Annotated in this window: 25 protein-coding genes; 17 read left to right on the top strand and 8 right to left on the bottom strand. The window is 41.2% G+C overall.

Features of this window, described 5'->3' with window-relative positions; genetic code table 11:
- Window positions 1–100 precede the first annotated feature (100 nt).
- The 3 genes from AOG26_RS01925 to AOG26_RS01915 are packed head-to-tail and all read left to right on the top strand — an operon-like array spanning window position 101 to window position 3089.
- Entirely contained in the window at window positions 101–2569 is a 2469-nt protein-coding gene (locus AOG26_RS01925) for an intermembrane phospholipid transport protein YdbH family protein (protein ID WP_054560972.1), read from the top strand.
- Window positions 2562–2744 carry a YnbE family lipoprotein gene (locus AOG26_RS01920; RefSeq protein WP_054551055.1) on the top strand — a complete coding sequence of 61 codons (183 nt, stop codon included), beginning with the start codon at window positions 2562–2564 and terminating at the stop codon, window positions 2742–2744. Before AOG26_RS01925 ends, AOG26_RS01920 begins: the two co-directional genes overlap by 8 nt.
- Before the next feature lie 9 nt (window positions 2745–2753).
- Complete coding sequence (locus tag AOG26_RS01915; protein ID WP_054551056.1) at window positions 2754–3089, top strand: YdbL family protein; 336 nt, start codon at window positions 2754–2756, stop codon at window positions 3087–3089.
- A gap of 75 nt (window positions 3090–3164) precedes the next feature.
- Here the strand turns inward: AOG26_RS01915 and AOG26_RS01910 are convergent, their stop codons facing one another.
- Entirely contained in the window at window positions 3165–3707 is a 543-nt protein-coding gene (locus AOG26_RS01910; protein ID WP_054561196.1) for a DUF1415 domain-containing protein, read from the bottom strand.
- A gap of 50 nt (window positions 3708–3757) precedes the next feature.
- On the bottom strand, window positions 3758–5017 hold the full coding sequence (waaA, locus tag AOG26_RS01905; RefSeq protein WP_054560971.1) for a lipid IV(A) 3-deoxy-D-manno-octulosonic acid transferase: 1260 nt from the start codon (window positions 5015–5017) through the stop codon (window positions 3758–3760).
- 153 nt (window positions 5018–5170) lie between these two features.
- On the opposite strand from waaA, the gene AOG26_RS01900 reads away from it, so the two are divergent.
- From AOG26_RS01900 to hldE, 3 genes are read left to right on the top strand one after another with little or no spacing between them, the layout of a single operon-like run.
- Window positions 5171–6616 carry a capsule assembly Wzi family protein gene (locus tag AOG26_RS01900; protein ID WP_054560970.1) on the top strand — a complete coding sequence of 482 codons (1446 nt, stop codon included), beginning with the start codon at window positions 5171–5173 and terminating at the stop codon, window positions 6614–6616.
- Window positions 6617–6646: 30 nt separating this feature from the next.
- A complete protein-coding gene (locus AOG26_RS01895; protein ID WP_054560969.1) occupies window positions 6647–7237 on the top strand; it encodes a D-sedoheptulose-7-phosphate isomerase in 591 nt (196 codons plus the stop codon).
- Window positions 7237–8676, top strand: a complete 1440-nt coding sequence (hldE, locus tag AOG26_RS01890; RefSeq protein ID WP_054560968.1) for a bifunctional D-glycero-beta-D-manno-heptose-7-phosphate kinase/D-glycero-beta-D-manno-heptose 1-phosphate adenylyltransferase HldE — start codon at window positions 7237–7239, stop codon at window positions 8674–8676. Before AOG26_RS01895 ends, hldE begins: the two co-directional genes overlap by 1 nt.
- Here the strand turns inward: hldE and AOG26_RS01885 are convergent.
- A complete protein-coding gene (locus tag AOG26_RS01885; RefSeq protein ID WP_054560967.1) occupies window positions 8666–9388 on the bottom strand; it encodes a 3-deoxy-D-manno-octulosonic acid kinase in 723 nt (240 codons plus the stop codon). The genes hldE and AOG26_RS01885 overlap by 11 nt on opposite strands.
- Before the next feature lie 124 nt (window positions 9389–9512).
- Between AOG26_RS01885 and AOG26_RS01880 the strand changes: the two genes are divergently transcribed.
- The 6 genes from AOG26_RS01880 to glpG all read left to right on the top strand — a co-directional run bounded on the left by AOG26_RS01880 (window position 9513) and on the right by glpG (window position 14732).
- Window positions 9513–10571, top strand: coding sequence for a glycosyltransferase family 9 protein (locus tag AOG26_RS01880; protein WP_054560966.1), 1059 nt, complete (start codon window positions 9513–9515; stop codon window positions 10569–10571).
- Complete coding sequence (gene gmhB, locus AOG26_RS01875) at window positions 10571–11122, top strand: D-glycero-beta-D-manno-heptose 1,7-bisphosphate 7-phosphatase (RefSeq protein ID WP_054560965.1); 552 nt, start codon at window positions 10571–10573, stop codon at window positions 11120–11122. The genes AOG26_RS01880 and gmhB overlap by 1 nt, the downstream gene beginning before the upstream one ends.
- 148 nt (window positions 11123–11270) lie before the next feature.
- On the top strand, window positions 11271–12467 hold the full coding sequence (locus AOG26_RS01870; RefSeq protein ID WP_054560964.1) for a glycine C-acetyltransferase: 1197 nt from the start codon (window positions 11271–11273) through the stop codon (window positions 12465–12467).
- A 55-nt stretch (window positions 12468–12522) separates the two neighbouring features.
- The gene (gene tdh / locus AOG26_RS01865; RefSeq protein ID WP_054551064.1) at window positions 12523–13548 is read left to right on the top strand and encodes an L-threonine 3-dehydrogenase; all 1026 of its coding nucleotides are present in this window, start codon (window positions 12523–12525) and stop codon (window positions 13546–13548) included.
- A 54-nt stretch (window positions 13549–13602) separates the two neighbouring features.
- On the top strand, window positions 13603–13920 hold the full coding sequence (glpE, locus tag AOG26_RS01860) for a thiosulfate sulfurtransferase GlpE (RefSeq protein WP_054560963.1): 318 nt from the start codon (window positions 13603–13605) through the stop codon (window positions 13918–13920).
- Entirely contained in the window at window positions 13917–14732 is an 816-nt protein-coding gene (gene glpG / locus AOG26_RS01855) for a rhomboid family intramembrane serine protease GlpG (protein WP_054560962.1), read from the top strand. Before glpE ends, glpG begins: the two co-directional genes overlap by 4 nt.
- Window positions 14733–14773: 41 nt before the next feature.
- Here glpG and AOG26_RS01850 read toward each other — a convergent pair whose 3' ends face one another.
- On the bottom strand, window positions 14774–15142 hold the full coding sequence (locus AOG26_RS01850) for a flagellar basal body-associated protein FliL (RefSeq protein ID WP_371351978.1): 369 nt from the start codon (window positions 15140–15142) through the stop codon (window positions 14774–14776).
- A gap of 201 nt (window positions 15143–15343) precedes the next feature.
- Between AOG26_RS01850 and AOG26_RS01845 the strand changes: the two genes are divergently transcribed.
- Together AOG26_RS01845 and ubiA are read left to right on the top strand one after the other, a co-directional pair.
- Entirely contained in the window at window positions 15344–15889 is a 546-nt protein-coding gene (locus AOG26_RS01845; protein ID WP_054560961.1) for a chorismate--pyruvate lyase family protein, read from the top strand.
- The gene (gene ubiA, locus AOG26_RS01840) at window positions 15886–16764 is read left to right on the top strand and encodes a 4-hydroxybenzoate octaprenyltransferase (RefSeq protein WP_054560960.1); all 879 of its coding nucleotides are present in this window, start codon (window positions 15886–15888) and stop codon (window positions 16762–16764) included. The genes AOG26_RS01845 and ubiA overlap by 4 nt, the downstream gene beginning before the upstream one ends.
- Here the strand turns inward: ubiA and AOG26_RS01835 are convergent, their stop codons facing one another.
- From AOG26_RS01835 to AOG26_RS01820, 4 genes are all read right to left on the bottom strand, one after another.
- Window positions 16765–17385 carry a 2OG-Fe(II) oxygenase gene (locus AOG26_RS01835; RefSeq protein ID WP_054560959.1) on the bottom strand — a complete coding sequence of 207 codons (621 nt, stop codon included), beginning with the start codon at window positions 17383–17385 and terminating at the stop codon, window positions 16765–16767.
- A gap of 141 nt (window positions 17386–17526) precedes the next feature.
- Window positions 17527–18414, bottom strand: coding sequence for a LysR family transcriptional regulator (locus AOG26_RS01830; RefSeq protein WP_054560958.1), 888 nt, complete (start codon window positions 18412–18414; stop codon window positions 17527–17529).
- Window positions 18415–18532: 118 nt separating this feature from the next.
- Window positions 18533–20059: a response regulator gene (locus AOG26_RS01825; RefSeq protein ID WP_054560957.1), complete on the bottom strand. Its 1527-nt coding sequence runs from the start codon at window positions 20057–20059 to the stop codon at window positions 18533–18535.
- Window positions 20060–20110: 51 nt separating this feature from the next.
- Window positions 20111–20518: a DUF2721 domain-containing protein gene (locus AOG26_RS01820; RefSeq protein WP_054560956.1), complete on the bottom strand. Its 408-nt coding sequence runs from the start codon at window positions 20516–20518 to the stop codon at window positions 20111–20113.
- An 86-nt stretch (window positions 20519–20604) separates the two neighbouring features.
- Between AOG26_RS01820 and AOG26_RS01815 the strand changes: the two genes are divergently transcribed.
- The 3 genes from AOG26_RS01815 to tsaD all read left to right on the top strand — a co-directional run bounded on the left by AOG26_RS01815 (window position 20605) and on the right by tsaD (window position 22620).
- Window positions 20605–20970: a putative signal transducing protein gene (locus AOG26_RS01815; RefSeq protein ID WP_054560955.1), complete on the top strand. Its 366-nt coding sequence runs from the start codon at window positions 20605–20607 to the stop codon at window positions 20968–20970.
- Complete coding sequence (locus AOG26_RS01810) at window positions 20954–21544, top strand: YjaG family protein (RefSeq protein WP_054551075.1); 591 nt, start codon at window positions 20954–20956, stop codon at window positions 21542–21544. Before AOG26_RS01815 ends, AOG26_RS01810 begins: the two co-directional genes overlap by 17 nt.
- Window positions 21545–21606: 62 nt before the next feature.
- Window positions 21607–22620, top strand: coding sequence for a tRNA (adenosine(37)-N6)-threonylcarbamoyltransferase complex transferase subunit TsaD (tsaD, locus tag AOG26_RS01805; RefSeq protein ID WP_054560954.1), 1014 nt, complete (start codon window positions 21607–21609; stop codon window positions 22618–22620).

Below are 22620 nucleotides of genomic sequence, written 5' to 3'. Positions count from 1 at the left end.
AAAAAGGCTGCACTATCATGTGTGGCCTTTTTGTTTATAATGATCTGAGAAGCGAGAAGCGAGAAGCGAGAAGCGAGAAGCGAGAAGCAAGGAGAGTTTTTTGAGTTTTAAGCGTGCGTGTGTTGGGTTGCTAGGTATCGTGCTAAGCATGGTGTTGTTGGCGTATCTTTTCAGATTACCACTGACATCGTGGTATTTAACGCCTATGCTCAGTAAAAATGGCGCCGAGCTTCACTGCATTGATTGGTCATTAACTCGCCAGCTTGATTTGAATATTGAGAAATTATGCTTAACTTATCAAGGGCAGCAAATAGAGTTAGCTGACATCCTTGCTAACAAGCAACAGGTTAGTGTTTCTCGAGCCAATCTTATAATTAGCAATCAGACTAATAATCAACAACCTGACGCTTCAAAAACTGAATTTAAAAAGCTTGCCTTGGTATTACCCGAGCAAAGGCCGCTAATTCGAATTGAGCAACTTGATGTAGTCTCACCGTTTACCGACACCCCTGTTAGGCTGGAGATACAAGAAAAGCGCCTAAATCATTTTACGATTTCGCGGGATCTCAATGCTGACGTTGTAATATCTAATTATGAAGTCAAAGCCAACATCACGTTTGATGAGCAAGTGGCTGAGCGGTTCGTAACATTGCCAACAAGCAGCCATTTTACCACTCAGTCACAGATTAAGTTTGATGGAATTACAGTTGCAATTGAAAGCTCAATTAATGCAAGTTATCAGCATGCAATAAAGGAGTGCGAATTAGGTTTTGCCAGTGAAGGGCAAATGAGTGCTAAGTATCAATTAAATCAACAGCACTTATACGCGGATTTATCAGCTTTACAAAATCAGCTTAGCGCAAACCGAGATTGCTTAAACACCATAGCAGATCAACAGCATCAATCATTTATTGAAGCGCAGTTACCGCTTACTTGGCAGTTACACATTGAAAAACCAGTCAGTGTAGAAGGTGAGCTGCTATCAATCCCAACTGTAAAGCTGCAAGCTACAGAAGGGCAAAGTGAGGTGACAGTCAGTAATACGAGCCTTTCTTTGCTGGAGCCGCTCGCATCACTTAATAGCCAAGTTAGCATTGATTTTAATAGTAAAGATATAGATGAGCTTAAACTCAATGCGCATTTGCATGAAAGCAGCGTTAGCGCTGATTTTCAACTGTCGGTGGAGTCATTACCAGCATTTTTAGATTTTCAGGCTGACGGTGCTCTGGTTGAGGGTATTGGGGCTAAAGGAAAGCTAGATATCGATGAGTTATTTACTAGTCCTACAGCTAAACTGAATACCAATATCAGTGCTAAAAATGCGCTAATATCAGGTGCACAGTTAGCTGATTTTAGCAGCGCGATTGACGCTGAGTATAATGCCCAGCAGCACCTCGTTGTTAAAGCCAATAGCAAGGTTAAATCATTAAATTATGATGATATGAATGCAGTAAAAATAAGTAATGAGCTAACCCTTAGTACAGACCTCAGTGTGGGGGAATTATTTGCTGATATTGATGCCAAAACCACTGCCGCCAAATTATCAACAGCAGAGCTTAGCTTAAATAAGTTGTCTGTTGTGTCAAAGGCTCTTCAAAGCCGCGCCTTGCAGGCAACGCATCATGTATTTGCAGATGGCTTTGAAGCGCTTGTCAGTCATCATATGTCTGAGGTTGCGCATCCATTTGAGTTGGTGATACCAGAGCAAGCAGTATCCAAACTTAACCCAATAATTGCTCAGTTTGAGCCGCTTGCTACAGTCACCGACGGAGTCGTTTCGGGCAATATAAAAGGGGATGTAAATCTTCAACAAGCACAGGGCAATTTGCAGATAGATAAACTTAGTGCGCTTTATAATGATTATCTAGCGAATGATTTTGCAGTGAATTTGAACGGCACGTTTAATTCAGGCCAGCTTAATATTGCAGCGACTAAATTTACACTCAATGAACTGCGCGCTGGTGCCGTGGTCAAAAATATACAAGGTCAGTTGCAGGTAACGGCTAATCAGCCTTGCGCAGCTAATTTAACTGGTCAGGTTATGGGCGGCGCATTTGTGGTAAATAAGTACTGCCCACTCAGTGATAACCAAACCGCGACTGTTAAGTTTGAAAATATTGATGCCAGCAAATTGGTCACCCTTGATGCTGAGTCTGGCATTAGCTTAAGCGGGCGCTTAGCAGGCACCTTACCTGTTGTTATAAGCAAACAGGGCATAGAGGTAAAGCAAGGGCAGCTAGTTAATCAAGGTGATGGTAAATTACTGATTACTAATAATGCAGGTTTTGAAGCTGTAAAAGCGCAGCAACAGGAGCTGAGCACAACGCTGAGTTTACTTGAGAATTTAGATATTAAAAAACTACGTAGCAGTGTTAACCTCAAACCAGATGGTTGGTTACATTTAGGTGTTAATTTAGAGGGTTATAATGAAGCGCAGCAGCAAGCAGTGAACTTTAATTATAACCATGAAGAGAATGTATTTACCTTGCTTAGAGCGCTGCGTTTAAGTGATGAAATTACTCAAAAAGTTGAGAAAGAGTATGCAAAAAAAGGAAGCAATGATGGCTAAGTGGTTAGTAATGCTGACGGCGGTAGGCATGCTGAGTGCCTGTACTCACCGTGTTGAGGTGGCAGCAAAAGAGCCGATTACAATCAACTTAAATGTAAAAGTTGACCATGAGATCCGCGTAAAAGTGGATAAAGAACTTGATACCTTATTCAGTGATGACAGCGAATTATTCTAAGGAGCACACATGCGTAAATTACAACTTAAAAAACTAAATGTGATCACCTTGATCAGTGCTGTTTGTTTATCTTTCTCTGCTTGGGCTATCAGCCTTGATGATGCAAAGAGCCAAGGTTTAGTGGGTGAAGACAGCTCAGGCTATTTAGGTTTAGTGGTTAATAACAGCGAAGCAAAAGCGGTCGTTGACGAAATTAATGCAAAGCGTAAAGAGCAATATTTAAAACTTGCGAAAAAGAACAACCTTTCGTTAGCACAAGTTGAAGCCCTTGCTGCGGCTAAAACTATCGAAAAAACTAAGCCGGGTCACTACATTGAAGTGAACGGTGAGTGGGTAAAAAAATAACTCACTAAATTTAATAGCTATAAAAAATAAAAAGCCAGCATTGCTGGCTTTTTATCTATTAAACGCCGGTAGGTGTTAGCGCTTATCGATGCAGTTTTGCAGCAGCTGCTGCCAAAAGTCGATGCCTTTGCGTCTTGCTAGTTTAATGTTGTGCTCTGGGATCGATTCGGGTTCATCGTAGCTGTCTAACGCTTCGCTCATGCTGGCTTCACGGATCAAATGCAGTGTTGGGTAAGGTGCACGATTCGTATAGTTTGCAGCGTCGCTGTCATCGCTATCAGCAAACACATAGTCAGGATGAAAGTTGGCTATTTGATACTTACCTTCATAGCCTTGCGCAGCTAAAAGCGCATTGGCTAAATCGACTAAATCTAAGAACTCTTCAAAATCCTTAAAGCCTTGCTCAAACATTAATAAAGTGGTTTCGCGCTCTGCTTGTTGGTCTAACGCGCTACATTGCTCAAGCATATCCATTACTGCATCATCAAGCGTAATAGACTGACTGATTTGATAATGAATGCAATTGCTTTCAACTTCTTTACGGGCAAACGGGCAGAAATTGTATTTTACGATTACGCTTGATACCCATTCGCGCATTTGTATTTCTGGGCGATTCATCGCTTGCTTTGAAGTCACATTATTTCTCTATTCTATTTTACTTTTCTATCTTACTTTTCTAAGTAAAGCTCAATTAAATTAACCGTTTTACTGATAGCGCCTTGATTGTTAGCAACGCATTTCGCAGCTTGTTGACCGAGCTTAATCGTCTTTTGTACATCAGTACTCAAAGCGATAAGTGTGTCAGCAAGGTGATTTTCATCGGTAACGGTTTTAGCTCCTTGAGCACTAATCAGCTCAGGATAAATATGGTCAAAGTTATAGGTATGAGGACCTGCTAATACGCCAACAGAAAACGCTGCTGACTCTAACGGATTATGGCCGCCTCGCTCGATTAAACTACCACCAACATAGCTGATGTTTGCCACACCATATAAGCATTTTAACTCACCTAACGTGTCAGCTAACACAACTTGTTGGTTGTTATAGTTATCTTCACTGCGACGGCTAAAGCTCAAATTTGAGCTTTTTAAAACTTCAGCGACTTTATCAAATTGCTCTGGGTGACGTGGAGCAATAATCAAAAGTGCGTGGGGTAACGCTTTTAACAGCTTTTCATGAGCAGTTAAAATAAGCTCATGTTCAACAGGGTGAGTGGAGCCTGCAACCCAGATAAAGCGCTCGTTGTTATACTGTTTTTTTAGTACTGAAACTTTATTTAATTGCTCTTCTGTAGGCGTGATATCAAATTTAATTGAGCCAAATACGCGTGCCTTTTCAGGTTTTAAACCAAGTTCAATAAAACGTTTGGCATCATCTTGATTATGACTGGCCAAGTCGCTAATTGACCGCATTATCACCTTAGTTAAAGGCATTACCTTTTGGTAGCCTTGCTGTGATTTAGCTGAAAGTCGGGCATTTAAAACAAGTACTTTTGTGCCGTAATTGTTGCTTTGCGCCATAAGGTTTGGCCAAAGCTCAGTTTCTAAAATACACAGTACCTTTGGCTTGATACGTTTTAAAAATCGATTGGTAGCGAAGAAAAAATCAATCGGTAAATAACTACAGCTAACCGCATCTTTAAAGTTATTTTTTATTTGCTCGCGACCTGTTGGGGTATTACAGGTTACTAAAATAGTAAGCGCTGGATTTTCTGATTGAACAGCCTTAATAAGCGGGGTTGCCGCTAACACTTCCCCTACAGAGGCACAATGAAAAACAACATCGTGATGAGATAAGTTCGAAAAGCCAAAGCGCTCAGCAAAATGCTCACGGTAACCCTTATTCTTTTTGCCACGTAAAACATACAGGTAAAAAACAACCAGTGGACTTAGTAGGTATAAAAGTAAAGAGTATAAAATGCGCGCCATTGCTTAGCCTAAATGGGTAAAACGTTATGATAGCGTGGAACATACGCGATCTAAATATAAAATGTTAAAAACGGTTATCTTAAAGAGTTTTAAGTGTTTCGCTCTGGGTTATTTGGTAATATTTCGGTTACTTAAGAAATCAACGAAGCAGTTATGAAATTTAAAATGATAAAAGCCTCGGTAATTGGTGCTTTTTTTTGTTGCTCAATGCCTTTATTTGCAACACCAACCCCCTACTTACCTATTGGCATGGATGCACAGCTAGATCATCAATTAGATACTTTGTTTGCACTAACCTTTGGCACACCTATGACTAAACCCTATCGTTTAGCAGAAGTTGAGAAAGCGCTTTTGGTGCTTGAAAAGGAAAAGCCTGAGTTAGCAGCCGCTATTCGCTTTAAAATCAAACCCTATCAAAGTAATGATGCAGTGACTCGTGTCGGTGTAAAATTACAAGTGGATACAGATAATTCAAAGAAAATTGCTAATCAACGCGGACTCAGCTCTGATGAGTGGGGACAAGGCTTTTTCGAAGGTATTTGGCGTGCCAATGATTATACGCTAGTACAAGTTGGTGTTGATTATCGAGCTAAAGAAAATAAGTTTGTAAATTACAATTCGTTTATCAGTTTTGCCGGTGAAGATTTGCAGTTAAATCTTGGTTATAAAGAACACTGGTTCTCGCCCTTTAAGCACTCTGCGCAAATCATTTCTACCAACGCTAAAACTGCACCCTCTATTTCGATTGGCATGGTAAAGCCTGCCCATAACTGGTGGAATTTTGATTTTGAATTGTATTATTCAGAGTTAGAACATGTTGATAATGGTATTCTTTATCAAGGTGAACTTCATAGTGGTACACCAAAGCTTGCAGGAACGCATTTTAGTATTGAGCCTCTTGAAGGTTGGAAAATTGGTATCAATCGTATGATGCAATTTGGCGGTGGGCCTCGTAAAGTAGATGCTGGTGATGTATTTGATGCATTTTTTGATCCCGCCGGAAATGATAATGGAGATTTAGCTGGTGGGGCAGATAATGAGCTTGGTGACCAAATAGCATCGGTTACAAGTACATTAAAATTTGATTGGGGTTTACCAACTGAGCTCTATTTTGAGTATGGTGGAGAAGATACAAAAGAGCACCAGAATTACCAGTTTGGGAATATTGCATATAGTTTAGGTCTTTTCCTTCCTAGGTTAACAAATAATGTATCATTGCGTTTTGAGCATACTAGTATGCATAGTTTCTGGTATAAAAATTACATTTACCCGACCTTTGGTAATACTGTGAATGGTTATGTTATTGGCCACTTTGCTGCAGATCAGCGTTTATTCGGCGATAGTACACCATCGGAAGTAAATGTATTAGAGTTTACTTTCTCTGAGTCTCTAAGCTCCTTTTGGAAAGCCAAATTAACAAGTATTAGCAATGAAAGTAACTTTAGCGCCGGTTTTAACTACGAATATGATGATGCTATTGAACTTCAATTAAGTAACACTTGTCAATTAGACGAGCATACATTAGAGACAACTCTTACCTATGGTGAAGATGTATTTGGCGATAACTATACTTGGTTATCTGTTGCCTATTTTTGGTAAGCAAGCCGTTAATACTTTTAAGGAATATTTATGTCTAATCTTGATTCTGTAGCGGCAAGCTACCTCGAAAGTTTAAATCGTCATCAAATGTTGTTTGAAACGATGGAAACCTACCATCCTGAAGTAATGCAACTACTTGAAGCTTGCCACAGTGCTTTGCAAGCAGGTGGTAAGGTTATTTGGTTTGGTAATGGTGGTAGCGCGGCTGATGCGCAGCATTTAGCTGCAGAGTTTGTTGTGCGTTATAAATTGGAGCGCGGCCCACTTGCTTCTATCGCATTAACAACAGACACCTCAATTTTAACCGCTCACAGTAACGACTATCATTTTGATACTGTATTTGAGCGACAAGTGCAGGCGTTATGTAAACCTGAAGATTTGGTGATTGGTTTAACCACCTCAGGTACTAGCCCTAACATCAACCTAGCACTGGCAGCGGCAAATGAAATCGGCGCCTTTACTGTGGCATTAACAGGTCGAGATGGTGGTAAGGTAAAAGATATCGCTAAGCTACCTATTATTATTAAAAATGATGAAACCGCGCGTATCCAAGAGGCGCACATGTTTATCGGGCATTGGTTATGCGAAGCCATCGATATGGTTGTAGCGGAGCAAAAGTAATGGATTTAGCGTTACTAAAAAACCTTTCAAAGGCGCGTATTTTAGTCGTTGGTGATGTCATGCTAGATAGATACTGGCATGGCGACTCAGGTCGTATTTCGCCTGAAGCCCCTGTACCTGTTGTAAAAGTCAGTAAGTTTGAAGACAAAGCCGGTGGTGCAGCAAACGTTGCAAAAAATATTGCCCGTTTAGATGGTAAAGTGGGCCTACTAGGCTTAGTTGGTGAAGATGAAAGTGGGCAAATCCTCGAAACAATTTTAAGTTCAGAAAAAATTGATTCGCAATTAGTGAGTGTTTGCGATTTACCGACTATTTCTAAAATGCGAGTAATCAGCCGCCATCAACAAGTTGTGCGTCTTGATCTTGAAGAGGCCTTTACTGAGCAACACAGTCAACTGTTATTAAACCGTTTAGAGCTGGTTTTAAATGACTACGATTTTGTGTTGTTTTCTGACTATAACAAAGGCTCACTGAGCTTAATTCAACAAATGGTTCAGGTTGCAAAGAAAGCGGGTAAAACGGTTCTTATTGATCCTAAATCATCTGATTTAAGCTTATACCGAGGTGCCGATTATATAACACCTAATTTAAACGAATTTAAACTTGCTGGTGGTAAAACTGATTCTGAGCATAGCTTAACCCAAAGCGCTCGTGATCTAATCAATGAGGCTGGTATTGCAGCGATGCTATTAACGCGCTCAGAGCAGGGCATGTCGTTAATTAGCCAAGCAGAAAAGCATGATTTTGCAGCCCAACAACTTGAAGTCAGCGATGTTACTGGCGCCGGCGATACCGTAATCGCGACGCTTGCAGTGATGCTTGGTGCGGGTATGGCTGCAAAAGATGCAGTTGAAATTGCCAACCTTGCTGCCGGAATTGCGGTGAGTAAACTGGGGGCCGCAACAGTGTCGCCAGAAGAGTTGAGCCGTAAGCTTGGTCAATATTTACAGCAAACCGGCGAGCATTACCAAACGCCTTTTGAAGATGTGCTTCAGCACATTGAGTTTGCTAAGCAAAATGGTGAAAAAATAGTGTTCACTAATGGCTGTTTTGACATTCTTCACGCAGGCCATGTGCGCTACCTAGCACAGGCTAAAGCACGAGGTGACAGGCTGGTTGTTGGCTTAAATAATGATGAATCAATCACTCGCTTAAAAGGTCCAGAAAGACCAATTAATCCACTGGATGAACGTGCCATGGTATTAAGTGCCCTTGCGTCAGTTGATTGGGTTATTCCATTTGGCAGCATTGAAGAAAATGACACGCCAGCTAAGCTTATTGAGCAAATTAGCCCTGATGTACTGGTTAAAGGCGGTGATTACACCGTTGACCAAATTGCTGGTGCCGATCATGTTCTACGCCATGGCGGAAAAGTCGAAGTACTTGAGTTTCTTAATGGTTGCTCAACTTCTAACGTAATTAGCAAAATTAAGTCTTAAGCAATGCTTGGTAGTCACACACCAGTGACTGCCAATCACTTTGTTGCCAATGCATCACTTCGTTACGGCCTTGCTCTTTCGCAAACGAACGGGCAAGGCGCTTAATGTTCTCTGTTTGCCAGCTAGCATGTGGCTGTTTGATTTCACCGCGGTCAAAGTCGATGATAAACACCTTCCCTGAATCATCGAACAAGATATTGTTGATGTTTAAATCTGCGTGATAGACGCCGTGATTGTGAAACTCGCTGAGAGTGACAGCTATCGCTTTTAGCTCAGATTGGCTAAGTGGGCGCGTGATTAAAATATCTAACACACTTTTTGCGCCTGTCACTGCCTCAGTAATGATATCGCCGCGATAGATTAAGCCTCGGGTGGTCACTTTTGCCGCAATAGGTGTAGGTACATTCAGGCCAAGCTCAAGCAAACGCATCATCAGTGTAAACTCTTTATAGACACGAGTTTGTTTTAAACCAACATATAGGTACTGATCGCTCAGTAACTTACCTACTAACCCACCGCGCCAATAGTGACGCAGAACGCCTGTAAGCTGTTGATGTTTAAAAAACCATGCTGTTGCGCGACCTTTTTTTGCGCCAACTATTTTATCTTGTTGTTGCCAATAATTGGCATCGAACCACTGTTGCGTGAGCTCATCTTTATAAGCTGGGTGACACAAAAGGGTGGTGTTTTGTAGATGCTGAGTTTCAAACATAACAACTTCAAGATTAAATAAAATTAGCGTTATCTTACCGTATTTTTAGCTTTTCGCATAAGTGCTTGCATTAGCATCAAGTTAATTTAAGATCGCATATTATTTGCTGTAGCTAAGGGCGCACGTGACTCAATCAACCTCCTATTCAGATATTTGTATTTTAAGGCTTTCGGCTATTGGTGATGTATGTCATGCCGTATCAGCAGTGCAAGCAATTCAAAAGGCACATCCGAAGGCAAAAATTACCTGGGTGATTGGTAAAGTTGAGGCCATGTTACTGGCTGATTTACCTGGCGTTGAGTTTGTTGTGTTCGATAAAAAGCAGGGAAAACAGGCTTATCAGCAACTAAAAGATACGTTCAAGGGGCGTAAATTTGATGTGTTATTACATATGCAAGTAGCACTCAGAGCGAATCTAGCAGCCCGTTGTATTCCGGCAAAAGTCAAAGTGGGGTTTGATTGGGCGCGCTCAAAAGAGTTACATAGCTTGTTTATTAATAAGCGTATTGCCCCGCAATCAGAGGCGCATGTATTAGAAGGCTTTAAAGGTTTTGCTCAAGCAATAGGGTCGCCTGATTACAAACCTCAATGGCAAATGCCAATTACTGAGCAGCACCAACAAGCAGCCGATGCGCTATTAGGTGAAGAGCGTTTAGCCGGGCGTATTTTTGTTATCTCGCCTGCGGCAAGTAAAAAAGAGCGTAATTGGTTACCTGAGCGTTATGCTGCACTTGCTGAACATGCTCATCAACAAGGCTTTTCGGTGGTTATTACTGGCGGCCCAACCCCTTTAGAGATTGAACTTGCCGAGCAAATTATCGCGCAGAGTTCGGCACCTGTGCTTAACTTAGTAGGGAAAACTCAACTAAAAGAACTGTTATGTGTTTTGAAACGTGCGGCGTTAGTGTTAGCTCCTGATACTGGGCCTGCACATATGGCGGTAACGGTAGAAACGCCTGTTATTGGTTTGTATGCCCACTCAAACCCAAAACGCACAGGGCCTTATTTATACCAAGATTATGTTGTTGAGGTTTATCACCAAAATTTACGTGAGCAAACAGGCAAAACAGCGCAAGAGCTACCTTGGGGAACACGCGTTAAAGGGGCTGATTTAATGGCGCAAATAAGTGTTGAAAAGGTGATTTCGATGTTTGACCACGTGGTAGATAAAGAGCAATTGTAATGAGCAAAGTTTTATTTTTAGACCGTGATGGTGTGGTCAATATTGATCATGGCTATGTATACAAACCAGAAGAGTTTGAATTTGTACCTGGTGTATTTGAGGCGTGCAAAGCCTTCTCTGATGCCGGTTATAAAATTGTGGTGGTAACTAACCAGTCAGGTATTGGCCGTGGTTATTATTCAGAGCAAGATTTTTACAACCTCACTGAGTGGATGAAGGGCGAGTTTTTAAGTAACGGCGTTACTATTCTTGATGTCTATTTTTGTCCGCATCATCCAAGCAAAGCAGAGCCTGCCTATTTGCAAGAATGTAATTGTCGCAAGCCTGCCCCAGGTATGCTTTTACAAGCCATTGATGAGCATCAAATCGATCCATCACACAGCATTATGGTTGGCGATAAACTTGGCGACCTTATTGCCGCTGAAAGAGCTAATATCGCGACCCGTGTTTTAGTTCGCTCAGGGCAAAGTTATGCCGAGTCAACAGAACAACACGCCGATGTAGTCTGCGAGTCTTTAGCTGAGTTACCTGCTTTAATTTTACAGTCTTAGCAGGTAAGACCAGTTTATTTCGCAACCCTTACGGTCTGCGACGAACTGCAAACAGTGCAATTGTTCGGCTAAGCTTTTACAATAGGCGCAAAATTTAATGTCATGCTAATCATTTCTGGTTAGATACAAGAATATGTGGAGATTACAGATGAGAGCATCTGCGTTTTTTAATCAGTTGCAGCAGCAAATTGATGAAGTGAAAGCTGAAGGCTTATACAAAAGCGAGCGTGTTATCACGTCACAGCAACAGGCTCAAATTGAAGTTGCCTCTGGTGATAAGGTCATTAACTTTTGTGCTAATAACTACCTTGGCTTAGCAAATAGCCCAGAGTTAATTAAAGCAGCTCAACAAGGCCTTGACGATCATGGTTTTGGTGTTGCGTCTGTACGCTTTATTTGTGGTACTCAAGATATTCATAAAACTTTAGAGCAAAAGATCTCTGAGTTCTTAGAAACCGAAGACACTATTCTTTACTCATCATGTTTTGATGCAAACGCAGGTTTATTTGAAACAATCTTAGGCCCAGATGATGCAATCATCTCAGACGCCCTAAACCATGCTTCGATCATTGATGGTGTGCGTCTTTGTAAAGCAAAGCGTTTCCGCTATGCAAATAACGACATGAGCGACCTTGAAAAGCAACTTATTGCTGCTGATGAAGCGGGTGCTAAAACTAAGCTAATCGCTACTGACGGTGTTTTCTCAATGGACGGCGTCATTTGTAACCTTGAAGCGGTTTGTGACCTAGCTGATAAATATGATGCATTAGTGATGGTTGATGACTCTCATGCGGTTGGTTTTGTTGGTGAAAATGGTAAAGGTACGCCAGAGTATTGTGGTGTACTTGACCGTGTTGATATCATCACAGGTACCCTTGGTAAAGCACTTGGTGGCGCATCAGGCGGTTACACTTCAGGTAAAAAAGAAATTGTTGAGTGGTTACGTCAACGCTCTCGTCCATACCTTTTCTCAAACTCACTTGCACCATCAATTGTTACTGCATCAATTAAAGTACTTGAGATGCTAAGCAATGGCGGCGAATTACGCGCTAAGCTTTGGGATAACGCAAAGTATTTCCGTGAACAAATGGAAGCAGCAGGATTTACCTGTGCAGGCAAAGACCACGCTATTATCCCTGTTATGTTAGGCGATGCTAAAGTTGCCTCAGCCATGGCTGACAAATTACTTGCTGAAGGTATTTACGTAACAGGTTTCTCATTCCCTGTAGTACCAAAAGGCCAAGCACGTATTCGTACGCAAATTTCTGCGGCGCATACAAAAGAGCAATTAGATACCGCTATTGCTGCCTTTACCCGTATTGGTAAAGAAATGGGTGTTATCTAATTTTATTTCCTAAACCGAAGCTTTTGCTTCGGTTTTGTTTAATTGAGTGTAAATCATGAAAGCATTATCTAAATTAAAAGCAGAACCAGGGATCTGGATGACTGATGCGCCAAAACCTGAAGTTGGCCATAACGATCTGCTTATTAAAATCCGCAAAACAGCAATTTGTGGAACAGATGTCCATATTTATAAATGGGATGAGTGGGCACAAAATACAATTCCTACGCCAATGGTTGTTGGTCACGAGTATGTAGGTGAAGTGGTTGATATGGGTCAGGAAGTACGTGGTTTCCAAGTGGGTGACCGTGTTTCTGGCGAAGGCCATATTACCTGTGGTCACTGTCGTAACTGTCGCGCTGGTCGTGTTCATTTATGTCGTAATACAACAGGCGTAGGTGTTAACCGCGAAGGTGCATTTGCTGAATACCTTGTGATCCCAGCTTTCAACGCATTTAAAATTCCAGATAACATTCCTGATGAACTAGCATCAATCTTTGACCCATTCGGTAATGCAGTACACACAGCGTTGTCGTTTGACTTAGTAGGTGAAGACGTATTAATCACAGGTGCTGGTCCTATTGGTATCATGGCTGCTGCTGTTGCCAAACATGTTGGTGCACGTCATGTGGTTATCACCGATGTAAACGAATACCGCTTAGATTTAGCACGTAAAATGGGCGCGACTCGTGCTGTAAACGTAGCAACTGAAAAGCTTGAAGATGTAATGAAAGAGCTTGGCATGACCGAAGGCTTTGATATTGGTCTTGAAATGTCAGGTGTGCCAGTTGCATTTAACAGCATGCTAAACAACATGAATCACGGCGGTAAAATTGCCATGTTAGGTATTCCACCTTCAGATATGGCGGTTGATTGGAACCAGGTTATTTTCAAAGGTCTAATTATTAAAGGTATTTACGGCCGTGAAATGTTTGAAACTTGGTATAAGATGGCGAGTCTAATTCAGTCAGGTCTTGATCTGAAACCAATTATCACTCACCAGTTCTCCGTGGATGACTTCCAAGCAGGCTTTGATACAATGATTTCAGGCCAATCAGGTAAAGTAATCCTCAACTGGGATTAATACCGAGTAATTTGATAAGGCGGCTTTGGCCGCCTTTTTAGTTTAGAGAGTACTATGTCGTATAAACATATTTCAGTGAGCGAAACATTTGCGCTGTTAGATAAAGAAGAGGTTGTGATTGCCGATATTCGCGATCCTAACTCATTTCAAACTGGGCATATCCCAGGCGCTGAGCATTTATCAAATGCTAATATCAGCGAATTTATGATGCATAAAGAGTTTGATCAGCCAATCATCATCGTTTGCTATCATGGTGTGAGTTCTCAAGGTGCTGCGAGCTATTTAGTAGAGCAGGGGTTTGAAGACGTATACAGCATGGATGGTGGCTTTACAGCTTGGCAAACGCAACTTCCGGAGCACATTGAACGATGATTGAGTTGGGTAGCATAAATAATCCTCGCGCCGCACAAGGCTTTATAGATTACATAAAAAGTAAGGGCTTACATGGAGAGCTGCGCTCGCAAGATGGACAAACTGTGATTATTTGTGTTGCACCAGAGCACTTTCATCAAGCTCAACCACTTTGGCAGGAGTTTGCTGCTAACCCTCATGACGAAAAATACCAACAAGCTTCATGGCAGGTAGGCAGTACACAATCGCCTCTGTCATATCAGGGGCAATCCCTCAATTTAAAAGCCCGCTTTAAGGCATTAAGCTGGCTAAACCGTACGGTTACTTTAGTCTCGATAGCTATATTTATTGCCTTCTTATTAGGTGGTTTTGAAACTATTTACAGTATGTTGCAGTTCAACCCTGCACAGCCACTAACTTGGTTTACACCTGCCATTGTGCATTTTAGCGCTATTCATCTTATTTTTAATTTGATCTGGTGGATGACGCTGGGTAACGATATAGAAAAACGCAGCGGTAAATTAACCTTATTGGGTTTATTTTTAGTGACGGCATTCATTAGTAACTGGGCACAGTTTTTAGTTGTTGGGCCTAACTTTGGTGGTTTAAGCGGTGTTGTGTATGGCTTACTGGGTTTTTGTTGGATTTACAGCGTAATGAGGCCAACAGAGCCGCCACTAGTAAGTAATAGCATTGTTGGTTTTATGCTGGTATGGCTTATTCTAGGCTTTGTAGATATGTTGCCTGTGAGTATGGCGAACTGGGCGCATTTAGCGGGGTTATTGGCTGGTATGGCTTATGCCGTGTCAGACAAGCTGCTTTCACGCAAATAATCGCGTAAATAAAAATGGCGGCTTATGCCGCCATCTTACAATTAATGATATAAATACTTAGTAAATAACACTTCTCGGACAATCTCTTGTCCTGTTTCTTGTTTTAGTAGTGCTTTTAGCTTTTCGGTGCAGCGCTTTCTGATTTCTTCGCGGCCGGTAAGCGATTTAATGTTTTCTTCAGGCTCTTTTGAGAGTATTTCAACAATCGCATCACGCAATAGTGGAGTGTGATGTTCTACGATTGCGATATCAGATAGATCATTGAGCATGAGATCCACCGTAATACGAACATAGCCCAGTTTTTTATTACCTTGACCTATGTAGTTAGTGATGATGTCAGGCTCAAAACCAAAGTAGCCAACATTTGATTCAGCGCGTACAGACCAACTTGTTGCAGTAACAAGTAGCATGCTTATCAAGTAAATTGATAACAATGATTTTTTCATAGTTAAGAATATTCCACCCTTTCAATGATTTTTAGTCTATACCCAAATTCACTTAAGATACAGGCTGTTCTGCGTTTTTTAACCCTGCTTGAGATTAAATCATGACTTTTTCGAAACGTGCAGCAGTGATATCATTTGCACGGTATTTAAAAATAATGAGTCGTTGTGATCACATTCCCAGTTTCATTAGCTGCAAATTGGCAGCCTGCTTCAGCATTTCCAGATTTGACGCAACAACAGCAAGGTTGGTTGCTTGAAGCTGGGTCATTAACAGCCAAGCTTAAAAGTCACTGTCAGGCTTTTTCAGTTGAAGTTTTAAACGAGGCGCCATTTGACCTAACCGCCGAGCAACAAGCGTTACTCAATACCTCTCTAAGTCAGGCATTAAATCGCGAAGTGTTACTTCTATGCGATGGTAAACCGATGGTTTATGCACAAAGCTGGTTGCCGGCAGATGATACATTAAAAAAGCAGCAGTTACTAAGTATGGGAACAAGGCCGCTTGGTGATGTTATTTTTCAAGACCCAAGCTTATCGCGCACAGAAATAGAAGTTGCTGAATTTTCACAGCAGCACGCTATCCAAGCTTTAACATCTGAAATTGGCTTCTCTTCACAACCATTGTGGGGAAGACGCAGTGTTTTTAGCTTATCTAATGCTCATTTTCTCGTGGCTGAAGTATTCTTACCTGGAGCGTATATTTACCTATGAAGCTAGCTGCACTTAAGGTCGCACATATACCTTACTATAAACAGTTAATGCGTACCGATAAGCCAATTGGCACCTTGTTGCTATTGTGGCCAACTTATTGGGCGCTGTGGCTTGCTGAGCTTGGCACACCGAGCTTATTAAATTTTGTGGTTTTTAGTTTAGGCGTCTTTGTGATGCGCAGTGCTGGGTGTGTAATTAATGACTTTGCCGATCGTAAAATAGATGGCTCTGTTAAGCGCACAGCCCAGCGACCGCTGGCTGCTGGTTTGGTATTAAGTGGTGAAGCTCTGAGCTTATTTGTATTGCTTATTGTGGTGGCGTTTGGTTTAGTATTAACACTAGGGTGGTCAACGATATTATTGTCGTTTGGTGCCTTAGCACTGGCGTTTTGTTATCCCTTTATGAAGCGCTACACGCAACTACCGCAAGTTGTGCTTGGTGCTGCATTCAGCTGGGCTATTCCAATGGCCTATATGGCATCGATTGGCTCAGTGCCATTAGAAGCCTGGCTACTATTTACCGCGAATCTTGTTTGGACTGTGGCTTATGACACCATGTATGCCATGGTTGATCGAGATGATGATTTAAAGATTGGCGTTAAATCAACAGCAATCTTGTTTGCCAGCTATGACAGACACATCATCTTTTTACTCAATGCCTTGTTTATTACGATCCTTGCTTACATAGGTACGAGTAATCACCTTGGCTTGCCTTATTGGCTGGGCTTAGCTGCAGCGGTTGGTTTTTTACTTTATCAACAAACGCTTATTCATAAACGAGAACGAGATCCTTGCTTCAAAGCGTTTTTGAATAACCATTATGTAGGGTTAGTGATTTTTATCGGTATAGCAGCATCCTTGCCACTGCCGTTTTAATTACCTTGGTGGGTCGATAATACCGCTGATTGAGGTATTTTTTCTGAACCAGCCCGCAATAGAGTAGCGTACATCGTTTGCGGGTAATACTTCATGCATAAAGCGTTCGCTTTCAAACATCACCAATAAGCCCGCTTGAGGTTTAATGACTATTTCAATGTCTTTACTTTTTGGTTTGTAGATCACCAATTCACCGCCAGACTCTGGCGTATTTAAGTAACAAACCGTTGTAAAAATGCGATTCGAACGGCCTTTGAAGGCATCATAGTGCTTTTTATAAAAGTCACCTTGTTGATACTTTGCATAATGGCATTCATAATCAAATAAGCCTAAATAGAAGCCACGATTTAACTGTGTCTTTATCGCTTCCATGGTCGCAAGATAAGTAATTTGTGCTTGGCTTGAGCTATCAAACCAAAAGGTTTTATCTTTACGCACGGTTTTATCTATTTGTTGGTCGTTTAATCGGCCAATACCTGCGGTATGGAAATGCGGGTTAATGCGATAGCAATCTGCAATTAAATCGGCAATTAAGCTTTCATCAATCGCGTTTTCAACAACAGCATATCCTGTACGTTCAATAGCATCTAAGTATGTGTCGGTAATAAGCGGTGCGGTCATTCATGTGCACAATCAAAAAAAGGTGCGTAAGTGTATATGAAAAATTGTGTGATGCACGCTTTTTATGCAGTAAAAAAATGAAGAAATAAAGGGGATTGGCTAGCCTGATTAATTACAGGCTAGCAGCATATAAAATAGCTTTTAGCTTTGGCTTGATAACGCCGTTTTTTCAATGAGGTCAAGTAAATGACTAACATGAGAATTCTCATTGATTTGTTGATTTGTTTGGATCACAAGCTGCTCGTGTGCGATACCTTTATTGGTTTTCAATAACAGTAAATCTGGGTCTGAAGAGACAATATTTGTGTGTTCAATACTGGCTATTGCGATGTGGTTTGACTTTTTAAGGCCATCCATTACTTGCTCAATACTACCTACTTTGATGCTTGATGTTTTATCAAAAGACTCGATAGCATCGTTTAGCATAGCTTGCACTTGTTTAGACTGTGAAAAACAGCTGTACATTGGGTAGTCTGCAAAGTCGCGTTTACTAATGTCGCTCTTATGCGCAAGTGGGTGGTTTTTAGCTACAAAAATAATCAGTTGATCAGGTAAATGTATATCACTACCAATGCTGTTCATTGCCTGAGAGCATACGCTAATATCAATTTCACCTAATTGCAGTTTACGTACAAGTTCACTTTGCTCTTGTAGTTGCATCTCTATTTTTACATGCGGATACTGCGCTAAAAATTGGCCGCAAGAAACAGGCACGACCGTGCTTGCTTTGTTGGTATAACCAATAACTAATTTTTCGTTAGTGCAACCGTTTAAAGATTCGAATAAACGCTTTTTGGTTTCTTCTAGATTGTCGAGGGTTTGTTTAGCGTACTCAAGAAAAAGTTCACCTTCTTTGGTTAACTTAACTGAGCGTGTAGAGCGGGTAACGAGCTCATAGCCAATTTCATCTTCGAGCGTCTGAATACTGCGAGTTAACGCTGAAGTGCTGATTTGGGTTTTTTCTGCAGCTTGTCGGAAATGCCTCAGCACCCCGAGCGCCACAAATTGTTCAAGTTGTTCAAATCTCACTTTAATAGTCCCTTGTTATAAGTAAGCCTTTTACGTCCAGGCAATATTATTATACTTCACGGTAGGCATAGTAAATTATTGTACCTATTTTGGGAAGTGTTTTACAGAAAAGTTACATCTAATCAGGATAACGGTCCTTAATCTCTAAGAAAAGTGGTAAATTTTCAAGTAATAAGTCGACTAGAATTGGATCAAAATGTTTCGCGCGCTGATCTTTTATGAGAGTTAACGCCTCTTCTAATGGCCATGCCTTCTTATAACAACGGTCGCTGCAAAGGGCGTCAAACACATCGGCGAGGGCGGTTATGCGGCCAACTATATTAATATCGTCTGCCATTAAACCTTGCGGATACCCTGAACCATCCCACTTTTCATGATGCTGGTAAGAAATTAAAGCACCGCATGTCAATATCTCGTTACTTGAGTTTTTTAATATTTCATAGCCGATTTCTGCATGGGTTTTCATTATTTCCCACTCATCATCAGTGAGTTTACCCGGTTTATTCAATATGCTGTCTGGAATGCTGATTTTACCAATGTCATGTAGTGGTGAAGCAAGCTTAATTATTTCACATTGAAATGGATTAAGCTCTGAAAGTTGAGCAAGTAACTCACTATATAAAGCAACACGTTTAACGTGAGAGCCGGTTTCTTTAGAGCGTTTTTCTACTGCTTCTCCAAGAATGTACGACAGCTCTTTTTGCGACTCTTTTACCATTTCTCTGAGTTTTAAATTATCGTAAGCAAGCGCGATATTGTTGGCATAAAACTCTAACAGTTGATGTTCTGTGGCCTGTAACTTACTGCCTTTATGAACATAAAGCATGGTTTCAAGGCCGGCTTTGGTAGGGAAGTAACCAATATAATCATTACTTGTTTTTAGTGATGATTTTCGCTCATGTGCATCTATAAATAAGTTTTTTACTTCATCAGGAATGGTGTTTTGCTGTGGTGTGGGGCCTACACCTGAGGCTGCAAGCAATTGAAAATCTTTTGCTGGTGACGATTGTAGATTAACGGCTGCAGCACAATAAATTTGCGTGTCATTAATGCCCATCACGTTAGTGACATGGCTTAAAATTGTTGAAGCAAATTCATGAACACTGTCACATTTTAAAAAGTTAGCGGACGCGTTGATGATCTGCTCAAGACCATGCTTGTGCCGGTCTATAATTTGAATATCTCGGTGTGCTCTTAACGCGGAGTAAAGCAAGGTTTTAATTTTAATCGCGGTGAGCTCAGTTTTGTTTTTATAATCGTTAATGTCGTAGTCGCGGATAATCGCTTCTTCTGGGGCTTCACCTGGCTGACCTGTGCGAAGAATTAAACGAATATCGTGGTTTTCTATTTCATCGCGAATGTATTGAATAAGCTCAAGACCAGCATGGTTGGTTTCCATAACCACATCAACTAGAGCAACAGAAAAGGGAATATCTTTTTTTAAAAACTCTTTTGCTTCGGCCGCAGAGTAGGCGTCATAAAAGCGCAGACCTTTATTTTCGAAAGTGAAGCCAGCTAATACTAGTTTCGTAACTTGATGGATATCTTCTTCATCATCAACAACAAGAATATGCCAGTATTCAGGCTCTTCAGTTTCTAAATTATTTTCTTCTAACTGTTCTTCAGAAAATAAGAAATCATCCACAAAAACACCACTTATTGTTGTATCTCATACAATAAGTATAGAGGCAGAAATTTACTCTGCCTTATCTGAAACTGGTTTTTTTTCGATATTCTTTAATTCGATTTCAATAGCATCACAAGAAATGTGGATCTCATACAAAGAGGTGAGAAGTGACAAGGCTAAGCAAGCGAGGCTGATACCAAATAAAATGATTCCTGTAGTATTAAACTCTATAAATAATGCAAACATTGATAAGGTACACATCAGAAAAGAGGCAACACCATAAACCTGCATCACCCGAATGAGTTTAATGCGTTTTCTTAAATTGGTAATTTGTGCAACAACTAATGGGCGGATACTTTCCCCTTCACGTGCATTGAGTTCTCTAATAAGTTGAGCAAGCACCAAAAAACGGTTGGTGTAAGCAAGTAACAGTAAAGAAATTGCTGGGAATAACAATCCCGGTGTTGTTAAAGTCATGTGGCTACCTTGAAATAAGCATTGCAGCGAAGTTAGTTGCTAGCGTAGTTTAGGATTTAAAGATAGAAAAGTAAAAGGGAAGTGATTTGCAAAACAATAATTTAAATCAACCTGCTAAGCAGGACCCATTCGCTTGGGTGAAAGTGTTTCAGGCTGAAAATGGCTTAGAAGCCAACATTATTAAAGGGCTTTTAAAAAGTAAAGGGATCGAATCGCAACTGCAAGGTGAGCTTTTACAAGGGGCGCTTGGGGAGATCCCATTTGAACAAACAGGGGTCGATATACTCGTTTACGCATTAAAAGAGCGCCAGGCGCAAGAAATATTGCTAAACTACCGGCAATTAAAACAATCGGCTCCTGACTGGGTATGCCCTAAGTGTCATGAGCTTAACGGAGCAACATTTGAAATATGTTGGTCTTGTGGGACTGTAAAGAATGACGAAAGCGAATAATTTTCAACGTATTAGAGAATTAAACTATTTGCAAAAAGCGGTATTAGGTGGCGCATTACTTGAGCGTATGCTGCCTAATTACAGCTTATTTAGTGAAGCAACAGGGTTTGGTGACGCTGCGGTTTTTCGTAGCGCATTAAGTGTCTGCTGGGAAAAAATCTTACTACCAAAAAGTAAAATCAGCCTTGAAAAGCAAATTGAAAAAATAGAGCCGAATGTGCCTGAGTTAACTGACTTTGACATGTTCGGGACTTATCCCGCAATCGATACAGCAACCGCTTTGCTTGGCATGTTGCACGGTTTGATAGCTAAAGATGAACAAGAGTTTTTAAATATTAGTAAAATTTCACAAGCTTCAGTGGCTCGTTTCATTGAATATCAACTAACAGTGGATGGTGAAATTGCTGATAACAAAGCTGTTCGTGAACACCCTTTAATGCAGTATGAAATTGATGTGCTTGCAGAGCTTATTGATTTTGTAGAGCAAATGGGCCGAATTACCTCAGAGAACGTAAAAGAGCTTAAGCAACTTGCTGTATCTGACGGCCAAACCAACATCGGTATTGCAATTTAATATTCAGTAATGCGTATTTTCACTGTAAAATACGCGTTTGTTTTTTCTTGGCGGAGTAATTGATGCGAATTTTAGGTATTGAATCATCATGTGATGAAACGGGTATTGCCATTTATGATGATGAACAAGGCTTATTAGCACATCAACTGTATAGCCAAGTAAAAGTGCATGCCGATTACGGCGGTGTGGTACCTGAGCTTGCGTCACGCGATCACGTACGTAAAACCTTACCTTTAATTGATGCCGCATTTGCACAGGCTGGCTGTGGCCCAGAAGACTTAGATGGTATTGCTTACACCGCAGGTCCTGGACTTGTTGGTGCACTCCTTGTGGGAACTTCTATTGGTCGCTCATTGGCCTATGGTTGGAATATTCCAGCCGTTGCTGTACATCATATGGAAGGTCACCTTCTTGCGCCAATGCTTGAAGAGGACAAACCGGAATTTCCGTTTATCGCACTACTGGTGTCTGGCGGTCATACTATGATGGTTAAAGTATCTGGCATTGGTGAATACGAAGTGCTGGGAGAGTCAGTTGATGACGCTGCTGGTGAAGCATTCGATAAAACCGCGAAGTTATTAGGTCTTGATTACCCTGGTGGTCCACGTTTAGCAAAACTTGCGGAGCAAGGTACGCCTGAGCGTTTTGTATTTCCACGTCCGATGACTGATAAACCAGGCTTAGATTTTAGCTTTAGTGGCTTAAAAACAGCGGCATCGCTTGCGATTCGTGATAGCGATGATGACGAGCAAACCAAAGCTGATATTGCTCATGCATTCCAAACAGCGGTAATAGATACCCTAATCATTAAATGTAAGCGTGCATTAAAGCAAACAGGTATCAAACGTTTAGTGATTGCCGGTGGTGTAAGTGCAAACGTGCAATTGCGTGCTCAACTTGAGCGAGTAATGCAAGGCATGAAAGGGCGCGTGTATTACCCGCGCACAGAGTTTTGTACAGATAACGGCGCTATGATTGCTTATGCTGGTATGCAGCGTTTGAAAGCAGGTCAGTTTGCTAGCCTCGATATGAAAACTAAGCCGCGCTGGCCTATTGATTCACTCGAAGCACTTTAA

The sequence above is a fragment of the Pseudoalteromonas sp. UCD-33C genome (genome assembly GCF_001306895.1).
Classification (GTDB): domain Bacteria; phylum Pseudomonadota; class Gammaproteobacteria; order Enterobacterales; family Alteromonadaceae; genus Pseudoalteromonas.
This window is presented reverse-complemented; position numbering and strand designations above follow the sequence as displayed.

Coding starts and splice junctions, on each gene's coding strand:
- AOG26_RS01920 (WP_054551055.1), top strand. CDS start 2,562: ATGGCTAAGTGGTTAGTAATGCTGACGGCGGTAGGCATGCTGAGTGCC.
- AOG26_RS01915 (WP_054551056.1), top strand. CDS start 2,754: ATGCGTAAATTACAACTTAAAAAACTAAATGTGATCACCTTGATCAGT.
- AOG26_RS01910 (WP_054561196.1), bottom strand. CDS start 3,707: ATGAATCGCCCAGAAATACAAATGCGCGAATGGGTATCAAGCGTAATC.
- waaA (WP_054560971.1), bottom strand. CDS start 5,017: ATGGCGCGCATTTTATACTCTTTACTTTTATACCTACTAAGTCCACTG.
- AOG26_RS01900 (WP_054560970.1), top strand. CDS start 5,171: ATGAAATTTAAAATGATAAAAGCCTCGGTAATTGGTGCTTTTTTTTGT.
- AOG26_RS01895 (WP_054560969.1), top strand. CDS start 6,647: ATGTCTAATCTTGATTCTGTAGCGGCAAGCTACCTCGAAAGTTTAAAT.
- hldE (WP_054560968.1), top strand. CDS start 7,237: ATGGATTTAGCGTTACTAAAAAACCTTTCAAAGGCGCGTATTTTAGTC.
- AOG26_RS01885 (WP_054560967.1), bottom strand. CDS start 9,388: ATGTTTGAAACTCAGCATCTACAAAACACCACCCTTTTGTGTCACCCA.
- gmhB (WP_054560965.1), top strand. CDS start 10,571: ATGAGCAAAGTTTTATTTTTAGACCGTGATGGTGTGGTCAATATTGAT.
- AOG26_RS01870 (WP_054560964.1), top strand. CDS start 11,271: ATGAGAGCATCTGCGTTTTTTAATCAGTTGCAGCAGCAAATTGATGAA.
- tdh (WP_054551064.1), top strand. CDS start 12,523: ATGAAAGCATTATCTAAATTAAAAGCAGAACCAGGGATCTGGATGACT.
- glpE (WP_054560963.1), top strand. CDS start 13,603: ATGTCGTATAAACATATTTCAGTGAGCGAAACATTTGCGCTGTTAGAT.
- glpG (WP_054560962.1), top strand. CDS start 13,917: ATGATTGAGTTGGGTAGCATAAATAATCCTCGCGCCGCACAAGGCTTT.
- AOG26_RS01850 (WP_371351978.1), bottom strand. CDS start 15,142: ATGCTACTTGTTACTGCAACAAGTTGGTCTGTACGCGCTGAATCAAAT.
- ubiA (WP_054560960.1), top strand. CDS start 15,886: ATGAAGCTAGCTGCACTTAAGGTCGCACATATACCTTACTATAAACAG.
- AOG26_RS01835 (WP_054560959.1), bottom strand. CDS start 17,385: ATGACCGCACCGCTTATTACCGACACATACTTAGATGCTATTGAACGT.
- AOG26_RS01820 (WP_054560956.1), bottom strand. CDS start 20,518: ATGACTTTAACAACACCGGGATTGTTATTCCCAGCAATTTCTTTACTG.
- AOG26_RS01810 (WP_054551075.1), top strand. CDS start 20,954: ATGACGAAAGCGAATAATTTTCAACGTATTAGAGAATTAAACTATTTG.
- tsaD (WP_054560954.1), top strand. CDS start 21,607: ATGCGAATTTTAGGTATTGAATCATCATGTGATGAAACGGGTATTGCC.